This is a genomic window from Actinomycetota bacterium, from assembly GCA_030776625.1.
Classification (GTDB): Bacteria; Actinomycetota; CADDZG01; order CADDZG01; family WHSQ01; genus MB1-2.
The window spans coordinates 148,444-172,360 of the sequence record JALYHL010000005.1 but is presented as its reverse complement, the minus strand read 5'-3'; the positions used below and the strand labels follow the sequence as shown (position 1 = coordinate 172,360).

The window sequence follows — 23,917 nt, the reverse complement described above, 5'->3', positions numbered from 1 at the left end:
CGACGGCGCAGTCCCGCTTAGCAACCAGACACCTTGTCTCGGCCGGGTCCTCCCGAACACCGATCCCGACCGTCTCCTCCGTACAAGATGTCGCGGCCGCTATTGCCCTTTAGGACATCTCGTCCGTCCTTGCCGGCGATCTTGTCGTTGCCACTACCGCCCTCGAGCAGGTCGTTCCCGCCGTGCCCCGTGATGACGTCGTTGCCCCCGTCACCAAGCACGCGATCGTTGCCGCTGCCGGCGAGGATCGTGTCGTTTCCTCCCAGCCCGCAGATGACCTGCGCGTTGCGGTTCCCCACCAGCCGGTCGGCGCCGGGCGTACCTGCGATGTCACATCTCAGCGCGCTCCAGGTGATCGTGACGACATCCGTGTCGTCGCCCTCAGCGCCGCCCGGAACCGACACCTCGTTCTGCCCCTCGGTCATGTCGGCCTCGGTCGTGGCGTTGTCGTTGTCCGCATCGATCCAGGCGCGGTATGTCGTAAGTCCCTGAACGTCGCTCGTGCCGACGCCGCGAGGTCCGTGGCTGAACGAGCAACGCCCCTGCACGTCGGTGACGCACGAGAAGTCGGGCGGGGCCGGCGCGTCTGCGGCATCCGGGTCGTTCACTCCCGTGGCCTCTGCGTCGATCTCCGCCCCCGCCACCGCCGTTCCAGAGGCGTCGGTCGCGGTGCAGGTGATGGTGGGCGAGGTGTTCCTGCGTGCGTTCTGCGTCTCGGGCGAACAATCCAGAACGGCTGCGTTCGTCGGGTTCTGCCAGATCTTCTGCACGACGTCGACGTCATCGCCCGCCACGTCCGGCGCGTCGGGCGAGCCCGCCGCATCGTCCGCGTCCACCACCGCTTCACCGTCACAAGTCCCGTTGTTGTTGGTCCCCGTCATGGCGGGAGCATCATTCGTCCAGACGCAGATCAGATCTGTTCCGGGAACTGTCGACTGGGTGTAGGAGGCGACGCAGGTGGAGTCGTTCACGGTCGTGCAGGTCAGATCCGGAGACTCTGGACTGTTCCCATCGGTGTCGCTGGGAGACCCTCTGAAGAACTCGAAGGAGACGGTCGTGTTCTCGTTCAGCGGCGCGCCGAACTGGTCGTAGATGTTGGCCGTGACCTGATGCGTGCCGAAGCCGCTCTTCGCGTCCTCGGGCTCCGCGTCGAGCCCGCCTCCCACGGCGGAACGCTCTGCCCAGGTCTTCTCTACCGAGTCTGCGAGATCGTTCCCAGCGTCGGCTCCTTCCGGCTCTTGGTTCTCCTCGACCAGCTCATCGGCACAGAGAATTTCGGCGTCCGCCGCCGTCCCCGTCCAGAAGCAGATCGAAGCGGTGCCCGTCTCGGTTTCGTTCTGGGTGACCGTGATGGTGCACGCGCCGGCGGTCGAGCCTTGCGTCCCGTCGCCGGTGGTGCAGGTGTAGTCGGGCGAGCCGAACGAGACGCCATCCTCTGCATCGGGATCGTTGATCCCGTTCAGCACCTCGGCCTTGACCACCACATCGGTATCGGGCCGACTCAGCGCGTTTGTGAGGGTGCAGGTGTAGACCTCGTTGCTCACGTTGCCGCCGCCGGAGGGATTCGTGTTCCTCTCAGTGTCGGGACCCTCTGCATCGTCGCAGTCCAACGCCCCCGTTCCCCACAGCACCTCCACCACGTCGGTGCAGTCGGGTTCCCCACCCCCGGCGGCGGCACCGTTGCAGTTCGACCCTCCCGTTCCCGGATCGCGGTCCTCGTTGCGTCCCTCTGCCCGGTCGGCTTCAACGGTGGTGTCCCTCCCGTCGTGGTCGATCCACGCGGTCCACAGATCGCGACCGGTGTTGGTTCCGGTGTAGGTGACGCTGCAACTGGTCTCACCGGCGGCGATGCTGCAGGTCAGATCAGGCGAATCGAACGTGGTTCCGTCCGCGTCGTTGACGCCGCCGGTGTTCTCGAAGTCGACGTTGATGGCTCCGCGTTCGACCGTCGCAGGCTGGCTCAAGACCGCCGTCATCGTGTGCGACGACTCCAGCGGCCGAGAGGCGGACTCCGGCCGCACGTTCAGCGTCGCCTGCCCGTGATTGGCAACTGCGGGGGGAGCGAAGGGCATGAGGAGCGCGATCCCCGACAGGAGACCGATGAAGCTCTTCGTGGCTCTTGAAGCACGGGTCCTGGTCACCATGGCGAATCCCCCTCTGCGTCTTCGGGCCTCACCAGACATAACGGCCCGAATCAGACGAAGTTGCGCGGGATCAGGTGAACAGGCGCGGGAGCTTCGCCTTTGCGCTCAGTTGTCCGTGCACCTTCAGCCGTCTCTTCAGCAGCGCCCAGCGCGGGTCGACCCTCCCGACCGCGATCTTCGCCCAATCGGCCGATGACGTCTCCAGACGCAGCGCCGCTTGACCGGCCTTGCCCGGCTTGGCTTCAGCATGACCGTTGGTCACCACCAGGTGCCACGGATCGGCGTCGGTGAAGGTCCACTCGATCGGGCCGCCGAGCGAGCGCGCGACCTCGAGGTCGAGCGTCTGGACCATCCCCTGGAACAGGATCTCGAACGACTCGGCACTCAGGCGCGGCTCGAGGTTGTCATCGCCGATCACAGCGTCGTCGATCAGCACCCAGGCTCGCCGCGCGCGTTCTTCGTACGACAGCGACAGGTCCTGCACCGCGAGCATCCTTATCTCCGACGGGTCGACGCCGACGCGGCGCAACTTCGTCTCGTAAGAACGCAGGCCGAAGGCGAAGATCTCTTCGAGGGTGAAGTCGAACGACTCCGCATACGCCCGGTCGCGGTTCGGCGGGACGAAGACGCCGATCACCCACGGGGTCACGCGCTCCCACAGCTCGATGACAGCAGACCGGCACTCAGCCGACGACCTGATGAGCTCGCCGAGGAACTTGATCCCGAACGCGACGTGGCGCGACTCGTCGCGAGAGACGTTCGTGATCCCTTGGCTGAAGCCCGGCAGGATGTCGAGCTTCTCGACGTAACGCTGGATGAAGTGCTGGCCCGGGATCGCGAGGACCCCTTCGACGATCACGTGATACAGCGCGACCGACTGCGCCAGGAGGGCACGGTCCTTCGGTTTCTTTCGGAGCGCATCCGTCAGGCGCTCCAGCTCCGCGAAGATCTGCCTGAAGCCCCACGTCAGATGACGTTCCATCGCCTGTAGCGTCGAGGCGGTATCGGTGCCCTGTCCCGCAACCTCGCGCATGAAGCGGTCGAAGAACACGTGGTGGCGTGCTTCGTCGACCACTTGGGTGGTTAGGAAGATCTGCTGCGCATGATCCGGCGCGGCGTCGAGCACGGGTGTCAGCGTCCGCGCGACGGCCTCCTCGCCGACGAGGAACAGGGCGTAGTTCCACAGCGCCGCTTCTCGTTGCGTGTCGTTGAGCTTGGTCTGCCAGTGCTGCTTGTCGACGGTGAAGTCGATCCCCATGGCGCTCCACGGGTTCTCCTCCCACCGTCGATACAGCTTCTCGTACGAGATCGCTTCGGGCTTCTGGACGTCTTCTTCGGGCATGTCTCCCCCTTCGCGCGCCGGTTCGCCGGCACCTGCAGGACGAGTTGGCATAGAGGCGCTATCCTTCCTCATACGTAACTTGACCGAGCGGTCAAGTTTGACGTGGATCGGCAGGCGGCGCCGCGCGGCGCGCCCGACGGCGAGGAGGCAAGGTGGATTTTCAGCTGAGCGAAGAGCAGATCGAGATACAGAAGTGGGCGCACGAGTTCGCGGAGAAAGAGATCCGCCCCGTAGCCGCCGAGTACGACGAGAGCGAAGAGTTCCCGTGGCCCGTCCTGAAGAAGGCGGCCGAGGCGGGGCTCTACGGCATCGACATCTACCTGCAGGCTCAGCAGGATCCGACCGGCCTCACGCTCCCCCTCATCGCGGAGGAGATCTTCTGGGGCTGTGCGGGCATCGGGCTCTCGATCATGGGAACGGGCCTGCCTCTCTCGGCACTCGCGAGCGTGGGGACGCAAGAGCAGCTGTTCGAGTGGGCGCCGAAGATGTTCGGGACGCCCGAGGACCCCAAGCTGGGCGCATTCGCGGTGACGGAGCCACAGGCCGGGTCGGACGTGCGGTCTCTGCGGACTCGGGCGCGTCGTGAGGGCGACGAGTGGGTCCTGAATGGCCAGAAGACCTACATCACCAACGGGCAGTACGCCGACGTCTACATCGTCGTCGCCACGGTGGATCCCGAGCTCGGGCACCGCGGCCAGGCGTCGTTCGTGATCCACAAAGACGACGGCGGCATCAGGCCCGGCAAGAAAGAGAAGAAGCTGGGCATCCGGGCTTCGGACACGTCCGAGGTCCTGCTGGAGGATTGCCGGATCCCGCTCGACCGCGTGCTCGGCGGGATGGACAAGCTCGAGGCGAAGCTGGAGAAGGCTCGGAGGGGCGAGTCCAGCGGTCGGTCCTCCGCGGCGCTGCGGACCTTCGAGGTGACGCGGCCGGCAGTCGCGATCCAGGCCGTCGGCATAGGTCGCGCGGCCCTCGAGTTCGCGACGCAGTACTCGAAAGAGCGCCAGGCTTTCGGCCAAGCGATCTCGCAGCACCAGTCGATCCAGAACCACCTCGCCGACATGGCAACGGAGATCGAGGCATCGCGGCTCCTCACCTACAAGGCCGCGTGGCTCGCGGCGAGCGGGCAGCCTTTCCACAAAGCCGAGGGGTCGATGTCGAAGCTGAAGGCGGGCGAGACGGCGGTGAGGGTGACCGAGATGGCGGTTCAGATCCTCGGCGGCGCCGGCTACATCAAGGACTTCCCCGTCGAGAAGTGGTACCGCGACTCGAAGATCTACACGATCTTCGAAGGCACGTCGGAGATCCAGCGCATGGTGATCGCGAGAGCGCTGCTCTCCTGACGAACGGTCCTCAGCGGTCTAGCTGTACCAGAACCCACTCTCGGCCCTCGAACGTGCCGCGCGCCAGCGAACCTTCGTTAGGTCGTTCGCTCGCAGGAGCAACCAGATGTGTCGGCTCGAACCCGCCGGTGGCGATCTGGCGGTCGTACGCGGCCGCGAGCTCCGCGTAGCGGATCCGCAGGTCGTTGCGAGGCAGCCGCGGATCGTCGTAGCTCGCGAGCTTCGCTCCCGATAGCTGGAACAGCAGGAATGCGAGGTCGTCGCTGCCGTGTACCTGAACGATGGCGCGAGGGCCGAGGTAAGCCGCGGCTTGTCTGGCGAAAGAATCGGCCTCGAGATCCACACTGCCGTACTGGAACCCAGCGGCCTGTCTCTCCATGACGTCGCGGAGGCCGCGCGAGGCAACGGCGGGCGATGCCACGCCGAGGAGCATCAGGCAGGTGACCGCGGCGAGGCTCAGCAAAGCACTGCGCTCGCGCAAAGACCTGTAGATCCACGTCAGCGCCACGCCCGCGAACGCCGCGCCCAACAGGTGCATCGGGGGCCACATGCGCCCCTGGTGGAGCAGTGTCGCGTTCCCTGCCAGGTCCCACTCGAGATGCCCGCGCATGATCGCAAGGGCCAACAGAAGCGTGCTTGCGCCGGCGAACGCAGCGAGGTGTGACGACGAGCCCTTCCCCCGCCACGCCAGCGCGAGCCCGGTGAGCGCCAGCGGGAGGAGCAGCCCCCACGAGCCCAGCGCGACCGGAAGCGGCCATTCCTTCCCGAGCTGCGGAGTGATGTTCACGAACCCTCCGAACCGAGCTGCGTACGAGGCAACGGGACCCGCCCACAACCCGAGAACGGCCGCGGCCGCGATGCCCGACCTCGCCATCCATCCGAGGCGCGACCCGCGCGCCACGAAGACGGTGGCGACCACCAGCCACAGCAGCGCGGTGACGAACAAGGGGACGCTCAGAAGCCCGACGAGCCCAACCGCGGCTCCCGCGACCGTCCAGACGCCGCGGCGGCTCGATCGTGCGCCGGCCACGATCAACCACGCGGCGGCGCCCAACATCACGAGCCCCAACTCGCGCGGAAGAGCGGGCGGAAAGAGCTCGTAAACAGAGTTCGGCGACGCGACGACGAGATCGGCTCCGTAGCGGGCGGCGCCGGGGCTGGTGATGAAGTCGGCGCCGCCGGCCTCGACCCAGCCGAATCCGCCGATCAGCGCCGCGGCTGCGGCCGCCGCCCAGCCCGAGTCAGACCGAACGAGTCGCGCCAGACACGCGGTGGCGAGCGGGATGCCGACAAGCACGACGAGGTGCAGCATCTCGAGCGCTACCAGCGGATCGGATCCCGGCACCAGCCGAACCGATGTTGCCATCACCGCGTGGAGACCCCAGGGGTACGCGTTGCGCCCGAACTCCGGCGCCGGGCCCGTCGGAACCGGCTCGCCGTCCAGCAGCTGGTTCGTCCAGCCCAGGTGCCAAGGCGGATCGCCGGTGCGGATGCTCGATCCGCCGGCGATGGCCGGCGTCACGTAGAGCGCACCGAGGATCAGAGCCGCCGCCGCGAGCTTCAACCACGGTACACCTCGGGGGACGCGCAGGTGGCGGCGCCCGACCCACAGCACCGCAAGCGCCGCGACCGGGACGACCCAGCGCGACAGGAATACGGCGCCGCCAGTCACGATGTGCGTGACCATCATCCCTACGGAGAAAAGCGCCCCGCCTGCGATCGAGGCGAGCGCCCGCTCGGGCCCCCCGCCGCGCTCGCTCGCCTCGGAGCCAAGAAGGCGTTCGAGGACGAGGTTGCCGGCCGCGCACCCGACGGCGCCGAGGAAGAGGAGCTGACCGAGCCCGCCGAGGATCGTCGCGGGGGTCACTCGACGACCGCTACGACCTCGCCGGCGCCGACGGTGTCGCCCGGCCCGACTGCCATCGCCGTGATGACGCCCGCGCGCGCGGCCGCGATGGTCGTCTCCATCTTCATCGCCTCCAGGACCACCACCTCGTCGCCGGCTTCGACACGATCACCTTCAGCCGCGAGCACCTTCAAGATCGTGCCCTGCATCGGCGCGACGAGCTCACCACCTGCGGCCGCTCGCACGGCGGCCGCTGCGGACGCCGCCATCGACGGGTGCCACAGCCGCACCGGGCGGCCCTGAACCATCAACACGTTGGCCTCTTCCGCGGCGTGGTGCGCGCGCATCAAGTCATCCAGGACGCCTTCACCCTCGATCGTCCTCGTGGTGTGGATACCGGCAACGAAAGAGGACTCTTCGAGCAGGACGAGATGCGCCGGGATCGACGTCTGGATGCCCTCGACCTCCAGCTCTTGCAGGGCACGCACCATCCGCGCACGCGCCTGCTCGCGGTCGTCGCCGAAGGTGATCAGCTTCGCGATCAGCGAGTCGTACGCCTCCGGCACGGAGTCCCCTTCTGCATAACCGGAGTCCACGCGGACCCCCGCCCCGGTTGGCTCCGTGTAGCGGGTGATGAGCCCGGGCGACGGCAGGAAACCACGGGCCGGATCCTCGGCGTTGATCCGACACTCGATGCTGTGCCCCCGCGCGCGGTCGTCGAGATCCGCCTGGCTGAGTCCCACCGGCTCTCCCGCGGCGATGCGCAGCTGGCACGCCACTAGATCCACCCCGAACAGCTCCTCGGTAACCGTGTGCTCGACCTGGAGGCGCGAGTTGACCTCGAGGAAGTAAAAGGCGCCGTCTTCGTCGACCAACATCTCGACGGTTCCCGCGTTCACGTAGCCGCATGCCTTGGACATCGCAACCGCGGCCGCACCCATCTCGGGCATCCTCTCTGCGAACCGCGGTGGCGGCGTCTCCTCGACGAGCTTCTGATGCCTCCGCTGCAAAGAGCAGTCCCGCACGCCCAGCCACATAGCGTCGGTGGGATCGGGGGCCAGGATCTGTACCTCCAGGTGCTTCGGAGCATCGAGATATCGCTCGACGTAGACGTCACTGCTCGAGAAGTAAGCCTCGGACTCGCGGCGCGCGGTCGCGAAGGCCTCAGCGACCTCCTCTTCGGATCGTGCGACGCGCAAGCCGCGACCCCCTCCGCCGCCCGACGCCTTGATCGCCACGGGATACCCGTGGGTGCGAGCGAACTCGACTATCAGCTGCGGGTCCTCGATCGGTTCCAGCGTGCCCGGCACCAGAGGGACGCCGGCCTTCGTGGCGATGTTGCGGGCCGACACCTTGTCGCCCACCGCTCTGATCGCGTCGGGAGGAGGACCGATCCATACGAGGCCGACCTCCGTAACGGCCTCCGCGAAATCTGCGCTCTCGGCCAGGAACCCGTAGCCGGGGTGCACCGCCTCTGCGCCGGTGGTGCGGGCGGCCTGCAGCACCGCGCCGACGTTGAGGTACGTGTCCGCCGGAGCGACGCCCGGCAGGTGCACCGCTTCGTCGGCGGCGCGAACGTGGCGCGCGCCCGAGTCCGCATCGGAGTAGACGGCGACGGAGCCGACCGCAAGCTCACGACAGGTGCGGGCGATACGCCCCGCGATCTCTCCGCGGTTCGCGATGAGGATCTTCGAGAACATCTCTTATCCCGCCTGCGGGACCGGACCCGCAACGTCCCACCGAGGCCCGGCCGTCAGAACCTTGGACGGCAGCGGCGCCGAGATGAAGCTCTGAGCCACGCGTCCTGCCTCTAGCAACGCGGAGAGATCGATGCCCGTCGCGATCTCCATGTCTTGAAGCATGTGCACGAGGTCCTCGGTAGCGATGTTCCCGGTGGCGCCGGCGGCGTATGGGCTGCCCCCCATGCCGCCGATCGAGGCGTCGAAGTAATCAACCCCCAGCTCCAGAGCGGTCACGACGTTGGCGAGACCCGTCCCGCGCGTATCGTGGAAATGCATGTTGATCGTCAGCTCGGGGAGCTCTTCTCGAACCGCCTCGATCACCTCTCTGACGCGACGCGGGGTCGCCATACCGGTCGTGTCTCCATAAGAGATCGCACCGATGCCCTCATCCGTCATCCACCTGGACACCTGGGCGACGCGAGCGGGCGCGACGTCTCCCTCGTAAGGGCAGCCGAAGGCGGTAGAGATCGTCCCCTCTACCGGGATGCCCGCTTCGGCGGCCACCGCGACGACATCGGCGACGTTCTGGATGGATTCTTCGACCGTACGCTTCACGTTCTTCAGGTTGTAGGAGTCGGTCGCCGCGATGAAGACCTGCATCCCGTCGACCTCGACCTCGGCGGCTATCTCGGCCCCCTTGCGGTTCGGCACCAGGGCCGAATAGAAGACGCCATCGCGACGCGCGATGCCCGCCCACACCTCACGCGCATCGGCCATCTGCGGGATCGCCTTGGGCGACACGAACGAGACCGCCTCGATCAGGCGCAGCCCCGTCGCGCTGAGGGCGTCGATCAGGGCGACCTTGTCGCTCGTGGGCACGTCGGCTTTCTCGCTCTGGATGCCGTCGCGAGGCCCGACCTCTCTGATCCGAACCTTTGCCGGATACGTCACCGGTTCCCCCACTCGGGGTCCCGTTTCTCGGTGAACGCCAGGATCCCCTCTTCACGGTCGTGACTCGAGATCGTGCGTCGCCAGGCGTCGTGCTCGAGGTCCATCCCCTCGTCGAGCGGCACCCCGAGCGCGGCGTCGATCGCGGCCTTCGCGTGGCGGACGGCAACGGGCGACGACCGGGCGATGTCGAGCGCCACCTCCATCGTTCGCTCCTCCAACCGATCACGCTCCGCCACCTCCGCCACGAGACCCAGCTCAGTCGCCTGGGTCACATCGATCCGTCGTCCTCGGAAGATCATCTCCTTGGCTCGCGCGACGCCGACCTTGCGGGTGAGCAGCTGCGTCCCCCCGCCTGCGGGGATCAACCCGACCCGCGTCTCCGGGAGCCCGAAAACCGCATCCTGCGCGGCAACGATGAGGTCGCAGGAGAGCGCCAGCTCGAAACCTCCTCCGAGCGCGAACCCGAACACCGACGCGACGACAGGCTGAGGGACCCGGCGAAGAGACGAGAACATCAGCCGGATCTGCTCGCGGTTCTTGTAGAAGTCATAGAGGGTGAACTCGGCGCGTTCCCTCAGGTCTGCTCCGACGCAAAATGCCCTCTCACCTGCGGCGGCCAGCACCACGACCCACACCTCTCGATCGCGGCGAAGCCTCCAGAAGACCTCCGTCAGCTCCTCGGCGAACGCCCCGGAGATCGCGTTCATCGCCTTCGGACGGTTGAGCGTGACGACCGCGACCCGGTCGTCGGTGCGGGTCGAGACGAACTCGAAGCCGTTGTCCATCTATACGGGCATCTATACGGGAGGAACGCCGTGACGACGTTCGGAGAAGTGCCGGTCCTTCCGAGCGGCGGCATCGAGGCGCCTGATCAGCTCGTCGCGCAGGTCGTCTGGCTCCGTGACCGCGTCCACCACGTTCTCCGATGCCAGGTGGACGATGTCGATGTCCTTCTCGTACTCGGCGCGCCGGTCCGCGACGAACCGGGCACGCTCTTCGGCATCCTCTATGGCTTGAATCTTGTTGAAGAACACTGCGTTCACCGCGGGCTCGGGGCCCATCACCGCGATACGCGCGGTCGGAAGCGCGATCGTCGCGTCGGGCTCGAACCCAGGTCCCGCCATCGCGTACAGCCCAGCGCCGTAAGCCTTGCGGACGACGACGCAGAACTTCGGAACCGTCGCCTCCGACACTGCAGTGATCATCTTGGCGCCGTGGCGGATGATCCCCTGCCGCTCGACCTGCGTCCCGATCATGAACCCCGGCACGTCGGACAGGAACACCAACGGGATGTTGAAGGCGTCGCATAGCCAGATGAACCGTGCCGCTTTGTCCGCCGAGTCGACGAAGAGGACACCACCCTTCTGAGCGGGTTGGTTCGCGAGGACGCCTACAGCGCGTCCATCGATGCGCGCGAACCCGGTGATGAGCTCCTGCGCGAAGTCGGGCTTGATCTCGAAGAAGGAGGCGTCGTCGACGATGCCGGCGATGAAGCCGTACATGTCGAACGCTTGGCTCTCGTCCTGCGGGACGATCCCCGCGAGCGAGCCGCGGAACGCAGGCGGTCGTCCCTCGACGCGCGGCGGCTGGTCGCGGAAGCTCTGCCCGAAGTAGGAGAGGTAGCCCCTGGCCGCTTCGATCGCGGCCTTGTCGTCGGCGACGACCATGTCACCCACGCCGGAGACCTCGCAGTGCATGCGCGCCCCGCCCATCTCCTCGAGCGTGACCTTCTCGCCGATCACCTCTTCGGCCATGCGGGGCGAGCCGAGATACATGGACGCGTTCCCGTCCACCATGAAGACGACGTCACAGAAGGCCGGGATGTAGGCGCCACCCGCGGCGGAAGGACCGAAGAGGCAGCAGACCTGTGGCACCCGTCCCGAGGCCTGCACCTGGTTGTAGAAGATCTTCCCGGCCCCCCTCCGCCCCGGGAACAGGTCGATCTGATCGGTGATGCGGGCGCCAGCGGAGTCGACGAGGTACAGGATGGGATGCTCGTTGCGGCGCGCCAGCTCGATGATCCGGATGATCTTCTCGACCGTGCGCGCTCCCCAGGAGCCCGCTTTGACGGTCGCATCGTTAGCCATGATCGCCACCGGACGGCCGCCGACCTCGCCCACGCCCGTGACGACGCCGTCGGCGGGAAGGTCCCCCGCCAGCGCATTGACGAGCAGACCGTCTTCGACGAAGCCATCGACGTCGTCCAAGAGCAGAGCCAGCCGGTCGCGTACGAAGAGCTTCCCCTGCTGCGCCAGCTTGTCGTGGTACTTCGGAGCGCCTCCGCCGCGGACCTTCTCCGAAAGGGAGTGCAACTCCTGTACGCGGTCGTGCTCGGAGGTCATGGGCGGCATCCTATCGAGGCGCCTGAGCGCGACCCGGTGCGCAGGCGTCAGCGCAGCCGGCGGATCTCGCCCACCGCCAGAGCCGTAGGCCCGGTCGCTGTTTCCACCTCGAGCCGCCCGTCGTCGAGGATCCGGTTCGCGCGGCCTTCGACCACCGTGTCGTTCGAGAGCGCCACGACAACGTGGTGTCCCAGGACGTCGGAGCGCTCTGTCACCGCTGCGATCAACGCGGGGGCCGCCTCCGGCAGCTTCGAGTAACGGCGCTCGAACGCGGTAAGGATCGCGGCCAGAAGCTCCGCCCGAGCGGGTGGCGTTCCGTCCAGCTCTGTGGCGAGGCTGGTCGCGGTCTCTTTCAGGTCGTCCGGTATCTCTGTGCGCGACCACCCCACGTTCACCCCTAGACCCCCGACCGCGGCCTCCAGCTCGGAGCCGGTGAGATGCGACTCGACCAGGATCCCCGCGACCTTGCGCCCGCCGACGCGCACGTCGTTCGGCCACTTGACCGTTGCGGTCAGACCCGTCGCGCTCTCGATCGCCTCCGCGCAGGCGACGCCCAACGCGGTCGTGACGAGCCCCAGCTGGTCCAGCGGCAGCTTCGGCCGCAGGATCAAGGAGAACTGCAGCAGACGACCCGGGTCCGACACCCACGTCCGCGTCCAACGACCGCGCCCCTGGCTCTGGTGGTTGGTCACGACCAGCGCGCCCTCCGGCGCCCCCTGGCGCGCCCACTCCAAAGCTTCGGTGTTGGTGGAGCCGACCTCGTCGAAGAACCTGAACGGCCGCCCGAACCCCGGCGGCAAAGTCCGCTCCAACACGTCGCTCGAGAGAACGTCGGTCAAGGCGACGCCGCGTACAGCTGCGCGATCTGGTGGGGGCTGATGTTCCCGCCGCTGCACACGAGCACGACGCGGCGGCCGGCGAGGCGCCTTTTGATCTTGATCGCGGCCGCCAGCGACGCCGCGCCCGCGGCCTCGACCAGGTTGCGTGTCGAGTCGATCATGGTCCGGGTCGCGGCCCACAGCTCGTCTTCGCTAACGAGCACGAAATCATCGAGGTGGTCCCACAGGATCTGCTGCGGAAGCTCGAACGCGGTGCGGGTCGCCAGCCCCTCCGCAGTCGTGTTCATCGAGTCCTCCACCAACGACCGCGACTTCCACGACAGGTAGGCAGCCGGAGCGGCTTCCGCCTGGACCCCGATGACCTGCGTGGTCGGGGAGATGGTCTTCCCGACCAGGCACACCCCTGCCGCGCCGCTGCCGCCCCCGACCGGGACGATGATCACGTCGACGTCCGGTGCGTCTTCGAAGACCTCCAGCGCGTAAGTGCCCACGCCTTCGATCAGGTGCGGCTCGTTGCCGGAGTGGATGTAACGCTGCCCGGTCGCGGCCCCGGCCCGTGCGGCTTCCTCTCGCGCGTCATCGAAGTCGCTGCCGTGGAAGACGACCTCCGCCCCGAGGTCCTCCATCGCTTGCACCTTCGACGGGTTGGCACTCTCCGGGACGAAGATCCTGGCCGTGACGCCGAACATCCGGGCTGCATAAGCAACCGATTGCCCGTGATTGCCGGTGGACGCGGCTACCACTCCCCGCTTCCGTTCGTCCGCGCCCAAACGGGAGACGAGGTTCACTCCCCCGCGGACCTTGAACGCGCCCACCGGCTGATGGTTCTCGTGCTTCACCCCCACGGACGTTCCGACCACGCGATCCAGCTGCGGATACGGGAACAGCGGCGTTCGCGGAAGGTAAGGAGCTATCCGGCGGCGCGCCTCGAGAACTCCCGCAAAGGTGGGCATCTGCATGTGCCACCTAGGATACGGAGCCATGTTCAAGAAACTTCTCGTGGCGAACCGCGGCGAGATCGCGGTGCGAGTGATCCGCGGTTGCCGCGACCTCGACATCGAGACGGTCGCCGTCTACTCGGACCTCGACGCGGATGCGGTGCACACGCGTCTGGCGGACGAGGCGTACAACGTCGGGCCGGGGCCCGCGAACCAGTCGTACCTCGTCGTGGCCAACATCTTGGAGGCGGCCCGTCGCTCGGGTGCCGAGGCGGTCCACCCCGGCTACGGCTTCCTGGCGGAGAACGCCGGCTTCGCGCAAGCGGTGATCGACGCCGGGTTGGTATGGGTTGGACCATCTCCCGAGGTCATCGAGGGCATGGGTGAGAAGACATCGGCTCGCCGAGCCGCAACGGAAGCGGGCGTCGCGACGGTGCCTGGGACGGCGGAACCCGTAACCAGCGCGGCCGAGGTGATGGACTTCGTGTCGCAGTACGGCCTGCCTCTCGCCATCAAGGCATCAGCCGGAGGAGGCGGCAAGGGCTTCCGCGTCGTCAAGGAAGCGAACGAGGTCGAGGATGCCTTGGCGGGGGCGGCGCGAGAGGCAGAGGCCTACTTCTCGAACGCCGAGGTCTACCTCGAGCGCTACCTCGAGCGCCCGCGGCACATCGAGGTCCAGGTCATGGGGGCCGCTACCGGCGAGATCATCTCCTTCCCCGAGCGCGACTGCTCGCTTCAGCGCAGGCATCAGAAGCTGGTGGAGGAGTCGCCGTCGCCGGCACTGGACAACGGGGTGCGGGAGGCGATCATGGCCGCCGCCGCGAAGGTGTCGAAGCAGGTGGGGTATCGCAACGCCGGCACGTGCGAATTCCTGTTGGACTCGGACGGCAAGACCTTCTACTTCCTCGAGATGAACACGCGCCTGCAGGTCGAGCACCCGGTGACCGAGCTGGTGACGGGGATCGATCTCGTGAAGTCACAGCTCGTGGTCGCGGCGGGCGAGGCGCTCGACTACGGCCAAGCCGACATCCAGCTGAAGGGGCACGCGATCGAGTGCCGCGTGAACGCGGAGAATGCGGCGAAGAACTTCATGCCGGCGCCAGGTCGGATCGGCGCCTACCGCGAGCCGGCCGGGCCCGGCGTACGGGTCGACTCGGGAACGGAGGGGAACTCCGAGATCCCTCAGGCGTACGACCCTCTGGTCTCGAAGGTGATCAGCTACGGCGCCGACCGCGAGGAGGCCCGTCGCCGCATGCTGCGGGCTCTATCCGAGTACGAGGTGCAAGGGATCAAGACGACCATCCCCTTCCACCGGTTGATGCTCTCGGACGAGCGCTTCGTCTCCGGCGACTACCACACGGGCACGGTCGAAAGAGAGATGGACCTCTCCGTGCTGAAGGAGCAGGTCGAGCCGAAACCCAAGGTCGGCGAGCCGACGGTCGCGTCGCGGGAGCTGGCGGTCGAGGTGGACGGAAAACGGTTCGCTGTGCGGATACGAGAGCACCTGGAGGAAACCATCCGGCCGAAGAAGCCCCGGCCACCGGAGCGAGCCGCGTCGCTCGGTGGGGGCGGTTCAGAGGAGCTGATCGCGCCCATGCAGGGAACGATCGTGAAGGTGCTGGTCGACAAAGGAAGTTCGGTGAAGCCCGGCGACGCTATCTGCGTGCTCGAGGCCATGAAGATGGAGAACTCGATCCTCGCTCATACAGAAGGGACGGTCGAAGAGCTGAAGGTGGCGGCGGGTCAGCCGGTGGAGACGGGCGCCACCATCGCGATCATCCGCTAACGGTTGACGGTGACCGAGATGGGCTTGCTGAAGCCTCGGGTCCGAGCCGCGGCCAGTCCCACCCCGTCTTCCACCACATAGAGCTCGAAGGATCCCTTGGCGGGTGCGTTCAACCGTCCGTTGGCACTGACCAGGACCGGGTTCCCGGCGATGCGGATCGCCTGGTGACCGCACTCTTCGATCTGTTGGCTCCCGAGGAAGCCGCTCCAGCATGCGCCGTCCTCTGCCACTACCAGGAGGTACAGGCCCCGCTTCGGGATGCCCTTGAGGTCGGGCAGCGCGATCCCGCTCTGCGACGGAGACGGCACCGCAGCGGGAGTGGGTGTCGGAGAAACGGCCGGATCACCCGCAGCGGGAGCCGCGTCGTCGCGGGTTGAGCCGAGGAACACGACGGCCAGGCCCAGCGCGATCACGCCGATGATGATCGCGAGGGCGACCCATCTCCAGAGCTTGCGGTCCTTGGGCTGGTCCATCAGCGGTACGCCAGGGAGTAGACGAGTCCGATCTGACCGAGGTGGTAGGTCACCATGATCGCACCGCGTGCCCATGGCAGCTCGCGCACGAACCTGTGGAGGCCGATCAAAGCGTCGGACGTATAGAACAGCCCGGCCCCCAGCGCGGCGGCCAAGATGCTCCCGCGCGACCAATCGTTCGCACCCGGCGAGGTCAACGCCGTCAGCACCATGACGCTGATCACCACCACGTAGGCGAGGACGGGCACGATCAACCGGGTGCGATTCGATCTCTGCAAGCCTTGACGAACGGCGAGGAACAACGGGCCGCTGATCAGCACGAGCGTCGTCCCGATGAACACGCTGTACGGCGACAGCACCGCGCCCCCGAAGGCGGCTATGTAACTGAGGTGCGCGGCGAAGAAGGCGACGAGTCCCGGCAGCAGGAGGTCGCGGTCCTGCATCAAGAAGACATCGCCCGCGAGCGAGAACGTCAAGGCGAGCATGGTCGCGATGAATGGGCCGCCGCGCTCTCCTTCCCAGGCAACTGCGGTGACGACCATCAAAACCGCGACGGTCGCAGGCTTCGCGACGCGCTCGAGCCGCCGGTGGCCGCGCGCCACCGCTACCCAATCGGCGAGCGCGGGGACGAGAACCGTCACATACAGAAACTTCAAGACCGCTACTCCGGCAGACCGGTGAAGCTGATCCCGGCCCGGTCGGTGCCGTAGCGGTGGTTCAGCCCGATCAACAGGGCGGTGATCGGCTCCACGATGCGCGCGTTCTCGAGCGGACCCGCGTCCACGAACCGAAGGTCCGGGATCGCCTCCACCAACCGCCTCACGGCCTCTTTCCCGTCCTTGCGACCGCAGACGGGAACGTCACCCGCGACCGGGGTGTCCAGATCGTTCAGCGCGCTCGCGGAGAGCGTGTGGAACGCCGCGCACATGGTCGTGCCTTTGGGCAAGAAGGCGAGCGCCAGCTGCGCCGCGGAGCCCTCCCACACCCCGAAGACATGGGTCGCCTTCCCACCGACCGAGGCCTCGACCGGGACGGTCGCGTCGATCACCACCGCGTCAGGCCGCAGGTGGCCGGCGATGCTCTTGTAGATCGGGATGAGGCCGGAGAACGGCACGGCAACCACGACGGTCGAACATGCGGCCGCGGCCGCGCCGTTCTCTCTCCCCTCGACCATGGCCTCGGGAAGGCGTTCTCGCAAGCGGCCCGCGGCGTCCTGTGCCCTCGCCTCCTCGCGGGAGCCGATGACGACACGGGCACCGGCCTTCGCCCAGCGGCTGGCCAGCGCGAACCCGAGGTCTCCCGTTCCGCCGATCACGGCAACGGGATCGAGCGTCATCTAGAGAGACCTCGGCTCGTACTCGCCGAAGATCTCCCGCAGCACGTCGGACACCTCGCCCAGCGTCGCGTAAGCGGCCAGGGCCTGCTTCATCGGATACAGCAGGTTGTCTCCGCCGCGAGCCGCTTCCTCCAGCTCCTTCAGCGCGGCGTCTACCTCAGCTTGGTCCCGCTGCGACCGGACGTCCTGGAGGCGAGAGATCTGCCGCCGCTGAAGCTCCGGATCCAAGCTGTGGAGCTCGACTGGCTCCTCTTGGTCGAGCTGGAACCTGTTCACCCCGACCACGATGCGCTCGCCCGACTCGACGCCGCGGTTGATCAGATACGCGGATTCCTCTATCTCGTCTTTCATCCAGCCGGACTCGATCGCTTCGACCGCGCCGCCCATCGCATCGATCCGCTCGAGGTACTCGACCGCGAGTCTCTCTATCTCGTCCGTCAGCGACTCGACCATCCACGAGCCCCCGAGTGGATCGGCACTGTCTGCAACGCCGGACTCGTAGCCGATCACCTGCTGCGTGCGCAGTGCTATCCGCGCCGCCTTCTCACTGGGGAGCGCCAGTGCCTCGTCGAACGAGTTCGTGTGGAGCGACTGGGTCCCTCCCATCACTGCGGCGAGCGCCTCCAGCGCCGTCCGAACGATGTTGTTCTCCGGCTGTTGCGCCGTGAGCGTCGCGCCGCCGGTCTGGGTGTGGAAGCGCAGCATCTGTGACTTCGGGTTCTGCGCCGCAAACCTCTCCTTCATCACCTTCGCCCACAAGCGGCGGGCGGCGCGGAACTTTGCAACCTCTTCGAAGAAGTTCATGTGGCAGGCGAAGAAGAACGAGAGCCGTGGCGCGAACTCGTCCACGGCGAGACCTGCCGCGATCGCGGCCTCGACATACGCAATCCCGTCGGCGATCGTGAACGCGACCTCTTGCACCGCCGTGCTTCCAGCCTCGCGCATGTGGTAGCCCGAGATCGAGATCGTGTTCCAACGCGGTAGCTCGTCGCGGCAGTACGCGAACAGGTCGGTGATGATCCTCATCGAGGGCTTCGGCGGGTAGATGTACGTCCCGCGCGCCGTGTACTCCTTGAGGATGTCGTTCTGAGTGGTGCCGGTGATCTTCTCGGGCGCCACCCCCTGCTTCTCGGCGACCAGCTGATACAGGAGCAGGAGGATCGCCGCGGTGGCGTTGATCGTCATCGAGGTGGAGACCTCGTCCAGCGGGATGTCTTTCAGGAGCAGCTCCATGTCGGCGAGCGAGTCGATGGCCACGCCGACGCGCCCGACCTCGTCCATCGCCTTCGGATGGTCGGAGTCGTAACCCATCTGGGTCGGCAGGTCGAAGGCAACCGACAGCCCGGTTTGGCCCGCCCCGAGCAGGTACCGGAACCGTTTGTTGGTCTCCTCGGCACTGCCGAAACCCGCGTATTGACGCATCGTCCACAGCCGCTGCCGGTACATGCCTGGGTAGACGCCGCGGGTGAAGGGGAACTCGCCGGGCGGTGTCAACCTCTCCACCACACCGTCGGCAACAGAGGTCGCGTCATACAGCGGCTGTATCTCGATGCCGGAATCCGTTGTTCTGTCTTGGGTCACCAGAACATGCTAGTCGGGAGGCCCGACGGTAGGATTCCGGCCGCATGGCGACCGTCCAAGACGTTTATCGCAAACACAAACCCAAGGCTTTCACCGCCGACCGGCGTCCGTCGTCGTTCGAAGTCTGGTCTTGGTTCTTCATGCGGATCAGCGGGATCATCCTGCTGTTCCTCGTCCTGATCCACCTCTACATCATGCATCTCATAGGCGAAGGGGTTGAGCGCGTCGACTTCGCGTTCGTCGCCGCACGCTGGCAGAACGTCGGCTGGAAGACGTTCGACTGGACGATGCTGTTCCTGTCTCTCCTGCACGGAGCCAATGGGCTTCGCATCATCATCGATGACTACGTCAAGTCGCCGCGGAAGCGGACCGTGGTGAAAGCAAGCCTCTACACCGCCACGGGCATCCTTCTGATCATGGGGACCGCCGTGTTGGTCACGTTCAACCCGGAGTCCGGCGGTTAGCTTGATCCGAACCCACGAGTACGACGCCGTCATCGTCGGCGCAGGTGGAGCGGGGCTGCGCGCCGCTCTCGAGGCCGGGAAGCGGTGCAAGACCGCGGTCGTCTCGAAGCTCTATCCAACGCGGTCGCACACCGGTGCGGCACAGGGCGGCATGTGCGCGGCCCTGGCGAACGTCGAAGAGGACTCCTGGGAATGGCACGCGTTCGACACCGTGAAGGGTGGCGACTTCCTCGCCGATCAGGATGCGGTCGACGTGATGTGCAAGGAGGCCGTTGAGTCGGTCCTCGAGCTCGAGCGGATGGGACTGCCCTTCAACCGGACGCCCGACGGTCGTATCGACCAGCGCCGCTTCGGCGGTCACACCCGCAACCACGGCGAGGCTCCGGTGAAGAGGGCTTGCTACGCGGCGGACCGCACCGGGCACATGATCCTGCAGACGCTCTACCAGCAGTGCAACAAGGAGGGTGTCGAGTTCTTCTCTGAGTTCTTCGTGCTCGACCTCATCCTGGTCGACGGCGTGTGCGGCGGGATCATCGCCTACGAGATCGCGACCGGCGACCTGCACGTCTTCCGCTCGAAGTCGGTGCTCTTCGCGACCGGCGGTTACGGAAAGATGTTCAAGATCACCTCGAACGCGCACACGTTGACGGGCGACGGCCCCGGCGTCGTGTTCCGGAGGGGCCTGCCCCTGGAGGACATGGAGTTCTTCCAGTTCCACCCGACGGGGCTCTACGGCCTCGGCATCTTGCTGTCGGAGGCGGCGCGGGGAGAGGGCGGCATCCTCCGCAACGCCGACGGCGAGCGCTTCATGGAGCGCTACGCGCCCACGATCAAGGACCTCGCGCCCCGCGACATGGTGTCGCGGGCCGAGTTCTTCGAGATCAAAGAGGGCCGCGGGGCCGGCCCGAACAAGGACTACATCCTGTTGGACCTCACGGAGGTCGACCCGCACGTCGTGGAGACGAAGCTGCCAGACATCACCGAGTTCGCCCGGACCTACCTGGACGTCGACCCGTTGAAAGAGGGCGTGCCGATCGTGCCGACGGCGCACTACGCGATGGGCGGCATCCCGACCGACATCACCGGCGCGGTTCGCGCCGACCACGAGGGGGCGCTGGTGCCCGGGTTCTACGCCGCCGGCGAATGCGCCTGCGTCTCGGCCCACGGCGCGAACCGGCTCGGCACGAACTCGTTACTCGATATCGTCGTATTCGGACGCCGCGGCGGGATCGCGATGGCCGAGTACGCGAGCGCGACGAAACTGCCGGAGATCCCCGAGGAACCGGCGAAGCACATCCAGAGCCTGCTGGCCGGCTTGTTCGAAGGGGGCGGCCCGGAGTACAGCGCGGATGTCCGCACGCGGCTCCAGGCGGTGATGATGGACAAGGCGTCGGTGGTGCGGACGGAGGAATCGCTGAGCGAGGCTCTCGCAGAGGTGCGCGAGCTACGCCGCAGGTACGAGCAGTGCCGTGTCCGGGACCGCAGCAAGGTCTACAACACCGAGGTCACCGAGCACATCGAGCTCGGGTATCTCATAGACATGGCCGAGGCCTTGGTGGTGTCGGCGCGGGCGCGCACGGAGAGCCGCGGCGGCCATTACCGCGAGGACCACCAGCTGCGCGAGGACGACCACTGGCTCAAGCACAGCTTCATCACCAAGACAGCGGAGGACGAGCTCGAGCTGGCGTACCGAGACGTCACTATGGGTCGCTACATTCCCGTCGAGAGGAAGTACTGAGGTGGCGTGCTGATGGCGATGGACGGCAAGGACATGCAGCTCACCAACGAGATCGACGTTCGCCTGCGGCTGCTCCGCTTCAACCCCGAGAGGGACACCGAGCCGCACTTCGAGGAGTACACGGTCAGGGCGCAGCCGATGGAGCGGCTGCTCGACTGCCTCCACAAGATCAAGTGGTATCAGGACAGCTCTTTGGCGCTTCGTCGCTCCTGCGCCCATGGGATCTGCGGCTCGGACGCCATGCTCATCAACGGCGAGAACGCGCTCGCGTGCAAGGTGCTGGTCAAAGACCTCAAGCAGCCGATCACGGTCGAACCGATCCGGGGTCTGCCCGTCATGAAAGACCTCATCGTCGACATGGACCCGTTCTTCCAGGGGTACCTGGCCGTGAAGCCGTGGCTCATCACCGACGACCACGAGCGAGAGCCGGACCGGGAGCGACTCCAGTCACAGGAGGATCGCGCCCGCTACGACGACACCACCAAGTGCATCCTGTGCGCCGCCTGCACGACCTCGTGCCCGATCTTCTGGGCGGACGAGGAGTACGTTGGGCCCGCAGCGATCGTGAACGCGCACCGGTTCATATTCGACTCGCGCGACCGGGGGGGCCGCGAGCGCCTCGAGATCCTGAGTCAGAAAGACGGCGCGTTCAAGTGCCGGACCGCCTTCAACTGCACCTACGCGTGCCCCAGGGGCATCAAGGTCACTCAGGCCATACAAGAGGTCAAACAAGCAGCGCTCTTCCAGACCCTCTGAGCATTAGCCTCACACCATGAGGCTGTTCGGGAAGCTTCTAGTCCTGCTGATCGTGTTCGCACTGGCGTACCCCGCGTGGCTCGCCTTCCGTGTGTGGGGGCAGTCCCGGAACGATGAGGTTCATCGCGCAGACGCGATTGTTGTTCTGGGGGCCGCGCAGTACGACGGTGAGCCGTCGCCGGTGCTGAAGGCGAGGCTCGATCAGGCTACGTATCTGTGGGAGCAAGATCTGTCCGACACCGTGATCGTCACGGGCGGAAAACAGCCGGGCGATCGGTTCACCGAAGCCCGGGCCGCGCACGTGTATCTCGAGGAGAACGGCGTGCCATCCCAGAACATCCTCGAGGAGGAAGAGGGAACGACGACGCTCGAGAGCCTGAAGCGGGTGGCGTCGATCGCTCACGAGCGGGATATCGATTCCTTGTTGTTGGTGTCGGACCCACTGCACTCGGAGCGGATCAAACGCATGGCTCGAGACCTCGGATTCGAGGCGTACGCGAGCCCCGCTTCCTACGTGGATCTGAACCGCAGCCGCGAGACCAAGGTGAAGGAGCTCGTACGGGAGGTCGGAAGCTTGATCGTCTACGAGCTGCTCGAACGATGAGCGACCGCGCGAGCGGCGACAGCTTGACTCTGCTGATCGACGCCCCGAGCTTGTTCTACCGGGCGCTGTTCTCGAGCCCCGAGACGATCAGCACCCCCGACGGGAGGCCGATCAACGCGGCGTACGGCTTCTTCAACATGCTGGCCCAGCTCATCCGCGATCGCGATCCCGACTTCATCGGTTGTGCGGCGGACGGCAACTGGCGCCCCGAGTGGCGGGTTCGGTTGCTGGACGGCTACAAGGCGAGCCGCGCGGGGCCGGGAAGCCCTCAGGAGAAAGCGGAAGAGCTTCTCGCGCATCAGGTGCCGATCATCTACGAGCTGCTCGAGCTGTGCGGGATCGCGGTGGCGGGACACCCGGAGTTCGAGGCAGAAGACATAGTCGGGACGTGGGCCGTGCAGGCGCCGGGACGCGTAGAGATCTTCTCCGGCGACCGCGACCTGTGGCAGCTGGTGGAGGATCCGCGGTGCTCGGTGCTCTACCCGATCCGGGGCGTCAGCGTGATCGACGTCGTCGACGAGTCCTACATCACCGAGAAGTGCGAGATTCCCGGCCGCGCCTATCGAGACTTCGCCGTGCTGCGCGGTGACCCCTCCGACGGCCTGCCGGGCGTGCGCGGGATCGGAAAGAAGATGGCCGCGGCATTGCTCACCCGCTACGGAAGCATCGACGCCATCATCGCGGCGGCCGAACAAGGCGGATCGGGAGGCGGCCTGGCCAAAGTGCGGCGCGAGCTCGACTACGTGCGCAAGGCGGTCGAGGTGGTGACGATCGCGACGGACGTCCCGCTGCCGCCTATGAATCTGGAGCGTCCGCATCAGGTGCCGCCCGAGGTGACCGACCGCGCGGCGGCGTACGGACTCCAGAGCCCGATCAAGCGACTGGTAGCCGCGCTGGCACACGAATCCTGACGCGGTTTTGGTCGGGAAATATCCCGGATATCGGGACAAAACTCGAGCAAAACGATCAGGAAGGGCGGATCGCGTAGACCCCTACTTTGGTGCTCAGGCCGCGGATCTTCACGGTCTTGCGCTTGCCGAAGGTGATCTTGCGCAACCGTTTCTCGGCCAGCTCCTTCGCGGCCTCCGACACCAGGATCTGGTCCGGCTTGCAGTGGTCAAGAAGCCGAGCCGTCAGGTTCACGTCATGCCCGAGCAGGTCGTCTCCCTCGATCAACGGCTCGCCCGCATGGACCGCGACGCGGAGGCTCGCCCCGAAGCTCGGGTCGCTCTCGCGCCGCTGCTTGACCGCCTCCGTCAGCGCGACCGCGCCCCGCACCGCTTGAGACGCGGACGGAAACGCCAGCAGGAAGCCGTCCCCCAGCTGCTTCACGCACTCCCCCTGCACGTCCCGCACCTTGCGCTGGATCATCCGGTCGAGAGCGTTGATGAGACGGATCGCCGCCTCGTCGCCTTCGCGGGCGGTGAAGGTAGTGAAACCGGCGACGTCGACGAAGACGATCCCGACGCTAGAGCCGCGAGCGATGCGCGCGAGGCGCCTGTTCGAACGTTCGTCCTGCGCCGCCAGCCCCGCGATCAAGTGTGCGCTCCTCAACCCCAGCTTCCCGAGCTTCGACGGGCGCTTCCGAACAGCATCCGCGATCACGGGCTCGAGCGCCTCGGCCGCCTGCACCATCGTCGCGACGGGGCCGTCCTTCTCGTCGATCCGCTCCCGCAACACGTGCCTGACCTTCGGAACAAGCTCCGGATCGCCGCGCAGCGCGGCGAAGATCGTCTGGCGCATGTTCATGCG

Annotated in this window: 21 protein-coding genes; 7 read left to right on the top strand and 14 right to left on the bottom strand. The window is 66.6% G+C overall.

Annotated features, from left to right (window positions below; all coding sequences use genetic code 11):
• Positions 1-17: 17 nt before the first annotated feature.
• The gene (locus tag M3N53_09930) at positions 18-2,144 is read right to left on the bottom strand and encodes a hypothetical protein (protein MDP9068643.1); all 2,127 of its coding nucleotides are present in this window, start codon (positions 2,142-2,144) and stop codon (positions 18-20) included.
• 70 nt (positions 2,145-2,214) lie between these two features.
• Positions 2,215-3,537, bottom strand: coding sequence for a ribonucleotide-diphosphate reductase subunit beta (locus tag M3N53_09925; protein ID MDP9068642.1), 1,323 nt, complete (start codon positions 3,535-3,537; stop codon positions 2,215-2,217).
• A 101-nt stretch (positions 3,538-3,638) separates the two neighbouring features.
• On the opposite strand from M3N53_09925, the gene M3N53_09920 reads away from it, so the two are divergent.
• Positions 3,639-4,829, top strand: coding sequence for an acyl-CoA dehydrogenase family protein (locus tag M3N53_09920; protein ID MDP9068641.1), 1,191 nt, complete (start codon positions 3,639-3,641; stop codon positions 4,827-4,829).
• Between the two features lie 10 nt (positions 4,830-4,839).
• Here M3N53_09920 and M3N53_09915 read toward each other — a convergent pair whose 3' ends face one another.
• Genes M3N53_09915 through M3N53_09885 form a run of 7 tightly spaced genes read right to left on the bottom strand, consistent with a single transcriptional unit; the run spans position 4,840 to position 13,448 of the window.
• Positions 4,840-6,696 carry a hypothetical protein gene (locus M3N53_09915; GenBank protein MDP9068640.1) on the bottom strand — a complete coding sequence of 619 codons (1,857 nt, stop codon included), beginning with the start codon at positions 6,694-6,696 and terminating at the stop codon, positions 4,840-4,842.
• Positions 6,693-8,375, bottom strand: a complete 1,683-nt coding sequence (locus M3N53_09910; GenBank protein ID MDP9068639.1) for a carbamoyl phosphate synthase — start codon at positions 8,373-8,375, stop codon at positions 6,693-6,695. Before M3N53_09910 ends, M3N53_09915 begins: the two co-directional genes overlap by 4 nt.
• 3 nt (positions 8,376-8,378) lie before the next feature.
• The gene (locus M3N53_09905; GenBank protein ID MDP9068638.1) at positions 8,379-9,308 is read right to left on the bottom strand and encodes a hydroxymethylglutaryl-CoA lyase; all 930 of its coding nucleotides are present in this window, start codon (positions 9,306-9,308) and stop codon (positions 8,379-8,381) included.
• Entirely contained in the window at positions 9,305-10,093 is a 789-nt protein-coding gene (locus M3N53_09900; protein MDP9068637.1) for an enoyl-CoA hydratase-related protein, read from the bottom strand. Before M3N53_09900 ends, M3N53_09905 begins: the two co-directional genes overlap by 4 nt.
• Before the next feature lie 12 nt (positions 10,094-10,105).
• The gene (locus tag M3N53_09895) at positions 10,106-11,650 is read right to left on the bottom strand and encodes an acyl-CoA carboxylase subunit beta (GenBank protein ID MDP9068636.1); all 1,545 of its coding nucleotides are present in this window, start codon (positions 11,648-11,650) and stop codon (positions 10,106-10,108) included.
• 47 nt (positions 11,651-11,697) lie between these two features.
• Complete coding sequence (locus M3N53_09890; GenBank protein MDP9068635.1) at positions 11,698-12,489, bottom strand: biotin--[acetyl-CoA-carboxylase] ligase; 792 nt, start codon at positions 12,487-12,489, stop codon at positions 11,698-11,700.
• Entirely contained in the window at positions 12,486-13,448 is a 963-nt protein-coding gene (locus M3N53_09885) for a threonine/serine dehydratase (protein MDP9068634.1), read from the bottom strand. The genes M3N53_09890 and M3N53_09885 overlap by 4 nt, the downstream gene beginning before the upstream one ends.
• A 22-nt stretch (positions 13,449-13,470) precedes the next feature.
• Between M3N53_09885 and M3N53_09880 the strand changes: the two genes are divergently transcribed.
• Positions 13,471-15,213: an acetyl-CoA carboxylase biotin carboxylase subunit gene (locus M3N53_09880; protein MDP9068633.1), complete on the top strand. Its 1,743-nt coding sequence runs from the start codon at positions 13,471-13,473 to the stop codon at positions 15,211-15,213.
• Here M3N53_09880 and M3N53_09875 read toward each other — a convergent pair.
• From M3N53_09875 to M3N53_09860, 4 genes are read right to left on the bottom strand one after another with little or no spacing between them, the layout of a single operon-like run.
• A complete protein-coding gene (locus M3N53_09875) occupies positions 15,210-15,686 on the bottom strand; it encodes a hypothetical protein (protein MDP9068632.1) in 477 nt (158 codons plus the stop codon). The genes M3N53_09880 and M3N53_09875 overlap by 4 nt on opposite strands.
• A complete protein-coding gene (locus M3N53_09870) occupies positions 15,686-16,342 on the bottom strand; it encodes a lysoplasmalogenase (protein MDP9068631.1) in 657 nt (218 codons plus the stop codon). Before M3N53_09870 ends, M3N53_09875 begins: the two co-directional genes overlap by 1 nt.
• A gap of 5 nt (positions 16,343-16,347) precedes the next feature.
• On the bottom strand, positions 16,348-17,022 hold the full coding sequence (gene npdG / locus M3N53_09865; protein MDP9068630.1) for an NADPH-dependent F420 reductase: 675 nt from the start codon (positions 17,020-17,022) through the stop codon (positions 16,348-16,350).
• On the bottom strand, positions 17,023-18,603 hold the full coding sequence (locus M3N53_09860) for a methylmalonyl-CoA mutase family protein (GenBank protein ID MDP9068629.1): 1,581 nt from the start codon (positions 18,601-18,603) through the stop codon (positions 17,023-17,025). It lies immediately after the preceding gene.
• 44 nt (positions 18,604-18,647) lie between these two features.
• On the opposite strand from M3N53_09860, the gene M3N53_09855 reads away from it, so the two are divergent.
• Genes M3N53_09855 through M3N53_09835 form a run of 5 tightly spaced genes read left to right on the top strand, consistent with a single transcriptional unit; the run spans position 18,648 to position 23,076 of the window.
• Positions 18,648-19,067: a succinate dehydrogenase hydrophobic membrane anchor subunit gene (locus M3N53_09855; GenBank protein ID MDP9068628.1), complete on the top strand. Its 420-nt coding sequence runs from the start codon at positions 18,648-18,650 to the stop codon at positions 19,065-19,067.
• A 4-nt stretch (positions 19,068-19,071) separates the two neighbouring features.
• Positions 19,072-20,805, top strand: coding sequence for a succinate dehydrogenase flavoprotein subunit (sdhA, locus tag M3N53_09850; protein MDP9068627.1), 1,734 nt, complete (start codon positions 19,072-19,074; stop codon positions 20,803-20,805).
• 12 nt (positions 20,806-20,817) lie between these two features.
• A complete protein-coding gene (locus tag M3N53_09845) occupies positions 20,818-21,561 on the top strand; it encodes a succinate dehydrogenase iron-sulfur subunit (GenBank protein MDP9068626.1) in 744 nt (247 codons plus the stop codon).
• A gap of 16 nt (positions 21,562-21,577) precedes the next feature.
• Complete coding sequence (locus tag M3N53_09840) at positions 21,578-22,165, top strand: YdcF family protein (protein MDP9068625.1); 588 nt, start codon at positions 21,578-21,580, stop codon at positions 22,163-22,165.
• The gene (locus tag M3N53_09835; protein ID MDP9068624.1) at positions 22,162-23,076 is read left to right on the top strand and encodes a flap endonuclease; all 915 of its coding nucleotides are present in this window, start codon (positions 22,162-22,164) and stop codon (positions 23,074-23,076) included. The genes M3N53_09840 and M3N53_09835 overlap by 4 nt, the downstream gene beginning before the upstream one ends.
• A 55-nt stretch (positions 23,077-23,131) precedes the next feature.
• Here the strand turns inward: M3N53_09835 and M3N53_09830 are convergent, their stop codons facing one another.
• Positions 23,132-23,914, bottom strand: a complete 783-nt coding sequence (locus M3N53_09830) for an adenylate/guanylate cyclase domain-containing protein (GenBank protein ID MDP9068623.1) — start codon at positions 23,912-23,914, stop codon at positions 23,132-23,134.
• Positions 23,915-23,917: the final 3 nt, after the last annotated feature.

Excerpts from the sequence above, each read along its gene's own strand:
- M3N53_09895 (MDP9068636.1), bottom strand. The coding sequence starts at position 11,650 with ATGACCTCCGAGCACGACCGCGTACAGGAGTTGCACTCCCTTTCGGAG.
- M3N53_09880 (MDP9068633.1), top strand. The coding sequence starts at position 13,471 with ATGTTCAAGAAACTTCTCGTGGCGAACCGCGGCGAGATCGCGGTGCGA.
- M3N53_09910 (MDP9068639.1), bottom strand. The coding sequence starts at position 8,375 with ATGTTCTCGAAGATCCTCATCGCGAACCGCGGAGAGATCGCGGGGCGT.
- M3N53_09900 (MDP9068637.1), bottom strand. The coding sequence starts at position 10,093 with ATGGACAACGGCTTCGAGTTCGTCTCGACCCGCACCGACGACCGGGTC.
- M3N53_09885 (MDP9068634.1), bottom strand. The coding sequence starts at position 13,448 with ATGCAGATGCCCACCTTTGCGGGAGTTCTCGAGGCGCGCCGCCGGATA.
- M3N53_09840 (MDP9068625.1), top strand. The coding sequence starts at position 21,578 with ATGAGGCTGTTCGGGAAGCTTCTAGTCCTGCTGATCGTGTTCGCACTG.
- M3N53_09830 (MDP9068623.1), bottom strand. The coding sequence starts at position 23,914 with ATGAACATGCGCCAGACGATCTTCGCCGCGCTGCGCGGCGATCCGGAG.
- M3N53_09855 (MDP9068628.1), top strand. The coding sequence starts at position 18,648 with ATGGCGACCGTCCAAGACGTTTATCGCAAACACAAACCCAAGGCTTTC.
- M3N53_09845 (MDP9068626.1), top strand. The coding sequence starts at position 20,818 with ATGGCGATGGACGGCAAGGACATGCAGCTCACCAACGAGATCGACGTT.
- npdG (MDP9068630.1), bottom strand. The coding sequence starts at position 17,022 with ATGACGCTCGATCCCGTTGCCGTGATCGGCGGAACGGGAGACCTCGGG.
- M3N53_09925 (MDP9068642.1), bottom strand. The coding sequence starts at position 3,537 with ATGCCAACTCGTCCTGCAGGTGCCGGCGAACCGGCGCGCGAAGGGGGA.
- M3N53_09835 (MDP9068624.1), top strand. The coding sequence starts at position 22,162 with ATGAGCGACCGCGCGAGCGGCGACAGCTTGACTCTGCTGATCGACGCC.
- M3N53_09875 (MDP9068632.1), bottom strand. The coding sequence starts at position 15,686 with ATGGACCAGCCCAAGGACCGCAAGCTCTGGAGATGGGTCGCCCTCGCG.
- M3N53_09930 (MDP9068643.1), bottom strand. The coding sequence starts at position 2,144 with ATGGTGACCAGGACCCGTGCTTCAAGAGCCACGAAGAGCTTCATCGGT.